General features: G+C 46.3%; 8 protein-coding genes. 3 read left to right on the forward strand and 5 right to left on the reverse strand.

The window, feature by feature from the left end; translation table 11 throughout:
- Positions 1–134: 134 nt before the first annotated feature.
- Entirely contained in the window at positions 135–2633 is a 2499-nt protein-coding gene (locus QUA56_RS28800; RefSeq protein ID WP_333365103.1) for a VIT domain-containing protein, read from the reverse strand.
- A gap of 233 nt (positions 2634–2866) precedes the next feature.
- Here QUA56_RS28800 and QUA56_RS28805 point away from each other — a divergent pair, with 233 nt between their 5' ends.
- From QUA56_RS28805 to QUA56_RS28815, 3 genes are all read left to right on the forward strand, one after another.
- Complete coding sequence (locus tag QUA56_RS28805; protein ID WP_333365106.1) at positions 2867–3811, forward strand: Rpn family recombination-promoting nuclease/putative transposase; 945 nt, start codon at positions 2867–2869, stop codon at positions 3809–3811.
- Between the two features lie 105 nt (positions 3812–3916).
- Positions 3917–5575 carry a CTP synthase gene (locus QUA56_RS28810; protein ID WP_333365108.1) on the forward strand — a complete coding sequence of 553 codons (1659 nt, stop codon included), beginning with the start codon at positions 3917–3919 and terminating at the stop codon, positions 5573–5575.
- Between the two features lie 462 nt (positions 5576–6037).
- Positions 6038–6463, forward strand: a complete 426-nt coding sequence (locus tag QUA56_RS28815; RefSeq protein WP_333365111.1) for a hypothetical protein — start codon at positions 6038–6040, stop codon at positions 6461–6463.
- A gap of 252 nt (positions 6464–6715) precedes the next feature.
- Here QUA56_RS28815 and QUA56_RS28820 read toward each other — a convergent pair whose 3' ends face one another.
- The 4 genes from QUA56_RS28820 to QUA56_RS28835 all read right to left on the reverse strand — a co-directional run bounded on the left by QUA56_RS28820 (position 6716) and on the right by QUA56_RS28835 (position 10159).
- Positions 6716–7603 (reverse strand): ROK family protein, encoded by an 888-nt coding sequence (locus QUA56_RS28820; RefSeq protein ID WP_333365113.1) that lies wholly within the window; start codon positions 7601–7603, stop codon positions 6716–6718.
- Positions 7604–7827: 224 nt separating this feature from the next.
- Complete coding sequence (locus tag QUA56_RS28825; RefSeq protein WP_333365116.1) at positions 7828–8535, reverse strand: tetratricopeptide repeat protein; 708 nt, start codon at positions 8533–8535, stop codon at positions 7828–7830.
- Between the two features lie 150 nt (positions 8536–8685).
- The gene (locus tag QUA56_RS28830; protein ID WP_333365119.1) at positions 8686–9909 is read right to left on the reverse strand and encodes a murein transglycosylase A; all 1224 of its coding nucleotides are present in this window, start codon (positions 9907–9909) and stop codon (positions 8686–8688) included.
- Positions 9902–10159 (reverse strand): hypothetical protein, encoded by a 258-nt coding sequence (locus QUA56_RS28835; protein WP_333365122.1) that lies wholly within the window; start codon positions 10157–10159, stop codon positions 9902–9904. Before QUA56_RS28835 ends, QUA56_RS28830 begins: the two co-directional genes overlap by 8 nt.
- Between the last annotated feature and the right edge of the window lie 239 nt (positions 10160–10398).

Consider the following 10398-nt stretch of genomic DNA (forward strand, 5'->3'; position numbering starts at 1 on the left):
TGACTCCCATTAACATCACTTTTTGTTTAAAGGCGATCTCTTAATAAAGATTTTATATCTTCCTCGCGGTAGCGATCGCCCTTTCGGTATTTTTGAATTAAAAGTTAATGTTTTTTGACATAGATAGTCATTCCTTAACGATCGACCGTTATTCGCAACTTCAGGCGCAGCGTGCCTTTGAATCCTGCGGGAGGTTGCCAGGAACTCAAGGCGCTCTTGAGAGTCTCTACGGCGTCTGTTGCTTGCAGCGTCGATGTTTGAGTGTCTATCGCCACTCGGGCAACGCGGCCGTCTTGTACCGATAACTCCCACACCGTTTCACCGCTAACCCCCGCCGGGAGATTAACAGATTGCAGGTATTGAGTCAAAGCGGCGATCGCCCCGGCATCCAACCCTTCGGCACTGACTACTTCCCAGCGAGAAGCCTTTGGCTGCAAGCGTTGCGACTCACCGTTATCTCGCTGCCGCGGCGGCGGCATAACAGGAGCTGGCATCACCGGTGCCTGGCTGCGAGTCGGGGTAGCGTTCCTAATGCCGCCCCTAGTTGACTCGGCTCCTCCCGAATCGAAAATACCCTCATAGCTGACACCCTGTGGCAATTCCACAGGCACTTGCACGCGGCGGCGAGTTCCATCTGGTTCGACTCGCACTTCTTCGCTCACAGCCACAAAAGCCGTGTATTCCGACAGCAACCGATAAGTCAGAGCAGTATTAGTTACAGCTTCCACCAGAGATTTAGTCTCCCCACCAAACATTTGATTCATTAAATCTTTAATGCGCGATCGACCCCAAAGTTGAGCTACCGCCGGATTGCCAAAATCCGTAGCGGTTGCTGCGACTGAAGTTGACTCCCGCTGCCGCCCGCCGGATTGAGCAAAATTAACAGGCAAAACTTGCTCGTAAGCTTTGCCGCCCGCCATAGTGCCGCGGATGCGAAGTTGGCCGTTAGCTCGATCGGTCTTTTTCCCAAACAAAACCAGCGGCTGACTCGCAAACAAATCCGGTGGCGCGATCGGATAAATCTCCGGTTTTTCCCCCATTCCTTCCCAACTAATTTGAATATTAGTCAATACCGGACTATTAATTTGACGAAAAAACTTTTCTGCCGCTTCTGCTGACGGTTCATCTTGACGAATCACTTGAGACGTGCCTCTTCCCACTTCCGCCAAACGGTTGAGCAAAAACCGATTCACCGAACTGCCGACACCAAAACTATAAAGTCGATTTCCCGGTTTCAAACTCCGCTGAACCAGAGCTAGCACTTCATTTTCATTGCCAATGTAACCGTCAGTAATTAGTACAATACTCCGCAGCCTTCCTGTTTTTGTTGTCGGAAAATTCATCACTGTTTGAATGCCGTTAAGCAGTTCTGTGCCGCCGTTAGCTTGCAAATTTTCGATATAATTAATGGCGCTTTGTCGGTTAGCCGCCGTATTTGCTAAAGGAGTTGTTGAAAGCGCTTTTGCAGTGTTGGCAAAATCAATAATAGTAAAAGTATCGTTGGGATTCAGCCCTTGAATGAAGCGGCGCATCAACTCCTTAGATTTTGCCAGCGGTTCGCCCTGTTGAGAACCGGAAGTATCCATCAGAAATACGACATCTTTCGGTACAATTTCATTAGTTTTGTAGTTTAATGCCGGAATTAGATAAGTAGCAAAATGGCCGCCCCGTTTGTCGGATTCCGTCAGGACTGTTGCCTGAGTATTTTCCCCCGCTACTCGATAGCGCAGAATTAAATCTTTATTGGGAATTGTGTCAGAATTGGCTAATTGGACGCGCACAATATTGCCGCTGCGGTCAGTTGTAATTTGATGGGAAGTAGAGCGGACATCGCCGATCGCAACACCGGCATCTATTTCTACTGAAACAGCGATATTGTGGCCCGATCGCGTTCCGGGAGGCAAGACAGGCGGGTTAATGCGATCGGCACCTGTTGAATTTCCCGAAATATAGCGCGGCCCTACCACCATTGGAAACACAAATTCGTAATCGCCGCCAGCAAATTTGAGACTTTCCGTGTAGCGAATCGTAACTTCAATTTTTTCTCCCGGTTTGATATTAGCGAGAGACTGAGTAAAAATATTATCGCGTTCTTGTTCCAACAAACCCGCAGTCCGACCTTGCTTTCTGGCTTGTTCGTAAATTTCCAAAGCTTCCTCGCGGCGTTTGATATCAGCTTTAATAGTTCGATCGCCTATTTTTATTTCCATATCATCCACCGCCGCTTCGTCGGGCAAAGGAAATACATAAACAGCTTCTAAAGATTCGGGAAAAGGATTTTCAAACTTCTGAACAACTTCGACGCGGGAGATATTGCCAGCAATTTTGGCTTTAACTTCAGTCTGCTTGAGAGGAAAGACTTGTTCTCGGGCGGTATTTTGAGTTGTGACGAACAAACCGCCGACTCGACAGCGACTTTGGGGCGATCGTCCGCCACTGCAATTCACATCGTTACTAGCAAGGATTTTCGGCGACAGAGACGAATAATTTTCCCCAGGAGCTTGTGCCCGGGCCGCATTGGGAGCGAGCCACGCGCCGCACTCGTTAGCGAAGCCCTCGAAGAGGATCGCTGCGAGCAATGCGATACCAGCAGAAAGCAACCGTTGGGGGGATATAACGCAGACAAACTTCATAGCTGTTTTTTCTCTTCAGATTTGAGATGCTTTGTCTACCATGACCTTACCATTGGCGAAACGTTCCTGAGTTAGCTTTTTGGAAAAAATTACTTACAAGGGCTCGTCGATCCTCTTCTGCAAGCTTCGCCAACGGGCGATCGGCCCCAACCTGCAAGATTGTATAATTAACTTAGACGACAGTTAAATAGCTCTAACCGAAACCCCTGAAATCCTAATAAATTGTAATTACCATGAATTTTATCAACCCCAAGACCGACTTTGCCTTTAAAAAAATCTTCGGCTCGACGGACAGTAAAGACATTTTAATTAGTTTCTTGAATGCGCTCCTCTACGAAGCACAGCCAGTTATCGAAGATTTAGAAATTATCGACCCCTATTTAGCTCCAAACATTAAAGGGATCAAAGATACTTACTTGGATGTTAAAGCCAAGATTACTGGTGACAAAACTGTGATTATTGAAATGCAGGTTTTAAATGTAGAATACTTTCAGCAGCGGGTTTTGTATAATGCAACTAAAACTTATTCAATGCAGCTAAGCACAGGAAGTGGCTACAGCAAGTTAAACCCTGTGATTGCTCTGACAATTACAGATTTTAAAATGTTTGAGAACATGGATACAGTGATTTCGCACTTTACATTCAAAGAAAAGACATTTTTAGTAGATTATCTAGCGGATCAGTTTGAGTTGGTGTTTGTGGAGTTGCCAAAATTCAACAAGGAACTAGATGAATTAGAAACCTTGACAGATAAGTGGATATATTTCATGAAAACAGCTCAAGCTTTACAGTCTGTTCCGGAAGAATTGGGAAATGTACAGGAACTGAAACAGGCTTTTAATATTGCCAGTACAGCGAATTTAAATGCTCAGGAATTAGATGATTTAGATAAGCGAGAAATGTGGATTCAAGACCAGCGTGGCTCCATTAGTCTAGCTACCAAAATAGCCCTCGCAGAAGGTATCGAACAAGGTATCGAGCAAGGTATCAAACAAGGAAAATTGCGATTAATTGTTCGTCTGTTGGAGCGCAGTCTCGGCGCGCTGTCTTCCGATACCGAAACCCGCATCGCTCAGTTATCCACTGAGCAATTAGAGAGTTTAGGAGAGGCGCTATTAGACTTTACCACTTTGTCAGATTTGACAACTTGGTTGCAAGCACACAACAATCCTCAATGATAGGTCAAATGGGTGTAGGGGCAATCCCCCGTGGTTGCCCTTATGGATTACGTATGTCACATTTGAGTCTGACCTGACATTGAAAAATCTAAAGTCGAAAATTCTATGAGCAAATTTGTGTTTGTGACCGGCGGCGTCGTTTCCAGTATCGGCAAGGGGATTGTCGCTTCCTCCCTCGGGCGCTTGTTGAAGTCGCGGGACTATTCTGTCTCGATTTTGAAGCTAGACCCCTATATTAACGTTGACCCCGGCACTCTCAGCCCGTTTCAGCACGGGGAAGTGTTCGTGACTCAAGACGGTGCAGAAACCGATTTGGATTTGGGGCATTACGAGCGTTTTACCGATACTTCCATGTCTCGCCTCAACAGCGTCACCACGGGTTCCATTTATCAAGCGGTGATTAACAAAGAACGCCGCGGCGAGTATCAGGGGAGTACGGTGCAGGTGATTCCGCACATCACTAACGAGATTAAAGAGCGAATTCACCGAGTAGCAAAAAATACCAATCCCGATGTCGTGATTACGGAAATCGGCGGAACGGTGGGAGATATTGAGTCTTTGCCGTTTTTGGAGGCAATTCGCCAGTTTCGCAAGGATGTCGGGCGGCAAAATGTTGTGTATATGCACGTCACGCTGATACCTTGGATTCCTTCGGCTGGGGAGATGAAAACTAAACCGACTCAGCATTCGGTGAAGGAATTGCGGTCGATCGGCATTCAACCAGATATTTTAGTCTGTCGGTGCGATCGCCCGCTGTCTTTGGGCATGAAACAGAAATTGTCGGAATTCTGCAACGTCCCCGAAGAATGCGTCATCACCGCTCAAGATGCTAAAAGTATCTACGAAGTACCTCTGATGATGGAACAGGAAGGTTTGGCCGAACAAACCATCAATTTGCTGCAACTCGAACCGCGGCAACCCGATTTGACTCAGTGGCAAACCTTAGTCAAGCGGCTTTACAGTCCCAACCACAAAATTGATATTGCTTTAGTTGGCAAATACGTGCGGTTGAACGATGCTTATCTTTCGGTGGTAGAAGCTTTGCGGCACGCGGCAATTGCGATCGGTGGCGACCTGAATTTGCACTGGATCAACTCAGAAGATTTAGAATCGGGAAACCTCGAAAATTATCTCAAAGATATCAACGGCATTGTTGTACCCGGAGGTTTTGGGATTCGGGGAGTTGACGGTAAAATAGCGGCGATCGAATATGCTAAACATCACAAAATTCCCTTTTTGGGATTGTGTTTGGGGATGCAGTGTGCTGTGATTGAATGGGCGCGCCACACCGCCCAACTAGAGGATGCCAACAGCGCTGAATTTGACCCGGATACAGCAAATCCGGTAATTAATTTATTGCCAGAACAGCAAGATGTAGTCGATTTGGGCGGTACAATGCGACTGGGTTTGTATCCGTGCCGCGTCAACCCAGACACCCTAGCTTTCAAACTTTATCAGAAAGAAGTGATTTACGAGCGGCACCGCCACCGGTACGAATTTAACAACGCCTACCGCAATCTTTTCTTAGAATCGGGTTATGCAGTCTCCGGCACATCTCCCGACGGCCGATTGGTAGAAATGATCGAATTGCCCAACCATCCCTTTTTCATAGCCAGTCAATTTCACCCCGAATTCCAATCTCGACCTAGCGCGCCCCACCCCTTGTTTCAGGGGTTTATCCAGGCCGCTAGCAGCCAGGGAAAGCAGGATGTTTTAGAAGCTGAGGCTTTCGACTTGGTGGCTGGGACAGTTGTCGCAAACTGATCTGATATCATGTGCGATCGATTAGTTTTGATATATTAGATGTCTGTAGGGGGGGTGAGAGTACACAATATTCAAATAGGCCAGACAATCGAGACTACAAAACCCGCCCAACCGACCAATAAGATTTGATTGGGGTCGCGCTTACCAGACATGATATCGGGCAGCATTCTCAACGAGTGAAAAACTTCACCCCCCAGCCCTAGCATAGGAGTTGGGGGGGCTAGTACCCGAAGGGAGAAGGCAGAAGGCAGAAGGTAAAAATGCTGATATTTTTGCTTAACTTTTTAGCTTGGATTTCAAGGGTGATACCAGTTTCAAAAAAGAATGCAACTGTAGGCCCGTGCTCCAAACCCCGACAGTCATCAGTGATGCCCAATCTAAAATGTAAAATCTAAAATCTAAAATGGTATCAGTTGTCAAACTATCCTAAAATACCAGGAAACATAGGTTTGAGGAGGCTTTGTGGCTTATTGGAGCAAATTTACTTATGAGAAAAGTACATACATAATTGACCTGGACACTATTAGTGCTTTTTCTAGTGAACTGGATAACAAGCGTATCACATTTTGGCTGCCTAATAGCAGTCAGCCGATTATCCTCAATCCCCAAGGCAATTATGAGGCTTACAAACAAGTTCTTGATTACCTAAAAAAAACGCTCGAACGCAATTCTAAAGGTTCGTGGATTAACATTAATTATGACCGCAAAGAATTTGCGATCGATATGAGTCGAATTAGCTATTTTGCTTGCGAACAGAACGGTCGGCTAATCAGCTTTTGCCTGCCTGACAGCGCAACTAATATTATTATTATGCGCGAAAGCAATTCGGACGTTTATCAAAAAATTCAGGAATACATTAAAAATACGACTGGACAATCTTTGCCGTGAAGCAGTCATTAGTCATTAGTCATTAGTCATCAGTCATCAGTCATTAGTCATTAGTCCTTAGTCATTAGTCATTAGTCATCAGTCATTAGTCATTAGTCCTTAGTTAGAAGCACGAACAATGAAGGATGAAGGGAGACTATGTTTAGTAACTCCTCACATTCATTTTATTTTTTTACCTAAAATACTTAGGTTGCACCCTAATTTTAGATATGAAAAAAGCGCAGTAAAATGCGCTGCTTTTTTAATTTTCAACTATTGAACAAGCTGCCAAGCTAATTTGGCCGCGCCTACCATGCCTGCTTGATTGCCCAATTCAGCAACCAATAACTGCAAATCTTCACGAGAACTCGGCAGCACCCTGCGCTCAATTTCTTCACGAACCGTCGGCAAGAAAAATTCTGCACCTGCACTAATTCCACCGCCGATAATAATAGCTTCCGGCGTTAAAATATAAATTATACTTGCCAAACCGATACCCAAATAGCGCCCGTAATTTTGCCAATATTCTAAACCTTTGGCATCTCCAGACTTAGCTAAATCTGCTAATTCTAAAGGTTCCAAACCAGTTTGCCGGCGAATTGCCTGCACCGAAATATACTGTTCTAAAGAACCGCGATTGCCGCTATTGCACTCCGGGCCGTCGGGATTTATAGCAATCAATCCTAGTTCTCCGGCCGCACCTTGATGGCCTGCAAATAGTTGGCCGTCTAAGATAACTGCACCGCCGACTCCTGTACCTAAAGTTAGTAAGATTAGGTTTTTAAAGTGCTTTCCTGCGCCCAACCAAGCTTCTCCCAATCCGGCACAGTTGGCATCATTTGCTAATATTGTCGGCAGTCCGGTTTTAGCTTCCAACCAGTCAGCGAGAGGGACGTTATGCCAGTTTTTGAGGTTAATTGCGACTCTGGCTATGCGGCCTGCGGCGTCTGCGGGGCCTGGAGTGCCGATGCCGATCGCACTTACAGCATTTTCGACCGGATTCAATTGTAAAATAGCATCGGTCATTGTGCCTAAAACGGCTTCTGGCGTTGCTGGTTGAGGAGTTGGGACAGTTAAGGATTGGTGACAAATGCCGTCTTCGCTGAATCTGCCGAGTTTAATTGCGGTGCCGCCTAAGTCAATGCCGATTACTTGTGTCATTCGATTTGGGTTTGGGATGCAAGGATTTCGGATTAATCCTCATAGGATAAATATATTTTAGGGTGCGGATTGTGCACCTTACCAATTAAGTTTGTAGTGAGGATTTAAATCCTCCAACTCCTATTTTAGTGTATAATAATTATGGACAAAAACTGCGCTTAATTCTTAATAGTATCATATCGATCGCAATACCTAGCCAAAATGCTGGATAAAAACGAGTTCGCCTATTCAATTTGTCCTAACTTACGTTGCGCTACGTCTCGGTTGTGCAAAGCATCGTGGTAGTCTGGTTTGAGAGCAATTGCCTGGTTATAAGATGCGATCGCCTCTTCAAACCTTCCTAAATTATACTGCTCATTCCCCCGATCGCACCACGCTTCAGCATCTACATTAACTTCCGATTCTGCCTCCGCACCCTCAGCGCCTCTGCGGTTCACTTCCCCAGAAAAACCCAAACCATCCCCAACAAACACCGCCTCAATCACCCTCCCCTTTGCATCCTCCTCCTCAACCTCCGGCAGCGGAAACCGTGTCAATATCTCCCGCCCAATTTGCCTCGCAACCTCTGAAAATTCCCCGCTGCCAATTCTACCTAACAAAACCAGCCGCTGCGCCAATTCCTGAAGCGATGCCACCGCATCCGTAGCAGCGGTGTCATCATGTTCGCCCTCTAACAATCTTTCCCCGAACCGTCGCAGCCAAGCAGCCAATTCACCATCTTTAAGGCGTTTTGCGATTAAGAATCCCGCTACATCCCCGCGACTCCAGCCGGCATTCACCCCTTCGAGAATTTCCATGAATTTTGATTCGTATTCCGCGTCAGTTAAGGTTGGGCGGATGGCGGTATTTTCTGAAGGCGGGGAGGGTTTGGTTGGGGTTCCGAACAGGCGCTGAATTAGTCGTTTGAAGAATTGCAGAATTTTGTCGAGCATTTGTGAGATTGGGAGGGTGGGGTATTTCTATTTTATAGCAATTATCAAAAATAGATTACATATTGATTGTCCGCGATATCTGTAGGGACACGGCAGTGCCGTGTCCGGGATTGCGACGCACAGCAAACAATCACATGAAGTAGAATTAATCTACTTTAAAAGCGGATAATACAGTTCTCCTGTTGAGTTGATATGACCGGCCCGATCGCCCGCTAAATTCCCCGTTCCCATAAATACGTCAACTCTCCCCGCGCCTTTGATTGCGCCGCCAGTATCCTGATCCAAAACGTACCGATTCACGGCATTTTGTTCGAGTTTTCCCGCCGCATTCGGATAAGGGAGTTTTGTACTAATTAATGCTAGTGCGCCCGGTGGCATTAAGGCTTTGTCGGTGGCGATCGACCTTTCGGCAGTTACTGGCACTCCAATGCTGCCAGTGGGCGGTGCTCCGTTGGTTTCCCGGAAGAATACAAAGCTTTGATTTTTCGGCAAATACTTGTTCATATCTGCGGGAAAGTTGGTGAAATATTCAGTTAGTTTCGGCAAATTCAACTCTTCTAAAGTAAATTTTCCGTCTTTAACTAATTCTCGCCCGACACCTGTATAACTGTGACTGGTTTTGCCTGCAAAACCTACTGTCATCACGCTACCATCTGTTAGCTGCAATCTTGCAGAACCTTGGACGTGCACGAGAAATGCTTGGAAGCGATCGCGCAACCAAACTAATTCTAATCCCCGCAGCAATCCTTTGCTTGCCTGCAAAGCATCTTCACCTTCTAATTGCAATCTTGTCGGGTGAGGTTTCGGCCAAGATGCCATGTTTGGCGGCATCCGGTACAGGGGATAACGGTATTCGGAATTCGGCGTGCGAGATGCTGCGTAAGTCGGCTCGAAATAACCGGTAAATGCAACTGTTCCTTGACCGTCTTTGCCCGTGGATTTGTAAAATACAAATTCGCGCTTGACAGATTCCTGAAGTTGTGCGGGGGTTGTGGAACTGACAACTAATTGGCGGAATCGATTGAGGGAACGGCGGACTCGATCGCGCGTAACTCCTGCTACTGGATAGCGGCTGTAAGCATTGGCGGCGGCTGATGTATCGAGATAGCGGAGGCTGTTGTCGATCGACTTTAACAGCAATTCTTTATCTCCGGGTTTGCCATTTTCGCCCCAGATTTGAGAGTCAAGCCCGATCGACTCCAATTCACTCGCTTGTAACTGATTTACACTAATTGGTTGCAGCGACGGAACTGCAACGGCGGGCACAGAAAAAGCGATCGTCAAAACGCAACAGGCGATCGCCAATAGCTGATAGCGAAAAATCTTCCTCAATTTCCAATTTTCCCTACTCAATTGATGATTTTCCTTACTCATTGTATCGTTCGACGCTAGAAGTAAATATCGGTTCTACGCGAATTGCGAGAACGCTGGTAGGCCGAACTACCATGTATTCGCCTTGAATATTTTTGATCGGGACGTTAAGAAATTCTTGTGAATCTTGTTTCGGCACCAGCGTACTGCTGTACCACTTTTGAAAATCTTGCAGCGTTGCGAAACGCACTTCTTCGCGGTGGCCGCCCTCAAGCAGCAGGTGCACGGAATATTCGCTTGGTGTTCTAGGCATAGGAGATGGAGAGATTTGTTGGAGGACAATCTAAAATCTAAAATCTAAAATCTAAAATTGATGTGGCCGCCTTCAAGCAGCAGGTGCACGGAATATTCGCTTGGTGTTCTAGGCATATCTGTATTTTAGATTTTTGATTTTAAGCTTTTGGAACGATTCCATATTTTACCTCTTCCTTGGCGCATTCCCCGATCTAGTAGGTTGGGTTGAGGGAGGGGGAGAGAGTGGGAGAGGGGGAG

The sequence above is a fragment of the Microcoleus sp. N3A4 genome (genome assembly GCF_036701805.1).
Taxonomy (GTDB): domain Bacteria; phylum Cyanobacteriota; class Cyanobacteriia; order Cyanobacteriales; family Microcoleaceae; genus Microcoleus.

What these genes read in the sequence shown, in the direction of transcription:
- QUA56_RS28800 (WP_333365103.1), bottom strand. Translation starts at nt 2,633, where the DNA reads ATGAAGTTTGTCTGCGTTATATCCCCCCAACGGTTGCTTTCTGCTGGT.
- QUA56_RS28805 (WP_333365106.1), top strand. Translation starts at nt 2,867, where the DNA reads ATGAATTTTATCAACCCCAAGACCGACTTTGCCTTTAAAAAAATCTTC.
- QUA56_RS28810 (WP_333365108.1), top strand. Translation starts at nt 3,917, where the DNA reads ATGAGCAAATTTGTGTTTGTGACCGGCGGCGTCGTTTCCAGTATCGGC.
- QUA56_RS28820 (WP_333365113.1), bottom strand. Translation starts at nt 7,603, where the DNA reads ATGACACAAGTAATCGGCATTGACTTAGGCGGCACCGCAATTAAACTC.
- QUA56_RS28825 (WP_333365116.1), bottom strand. Translation starts at nt 8,535, where the DNA reads ATGCTCGACAAAATTCTGCAATTCTTCAAACGACTAATTCAGCGCCTG.
- QUA56_RS28830 (WP_333365119.1), bottom strand. Translation starts at nt 9,909, where the DNA reads ATGAGTAAGGAAAATCATCAATTGAGTAGGGAAAATTGGAAATTGAGG.
- QUA56_RS28835 (WP_333365122.1), bottom strand. Translation starts at nt 10,159, where the DNA reads ATGCCTAGAACACCAAGCGAATATTCCGTGCACCTGCTGCTTGAGGGC.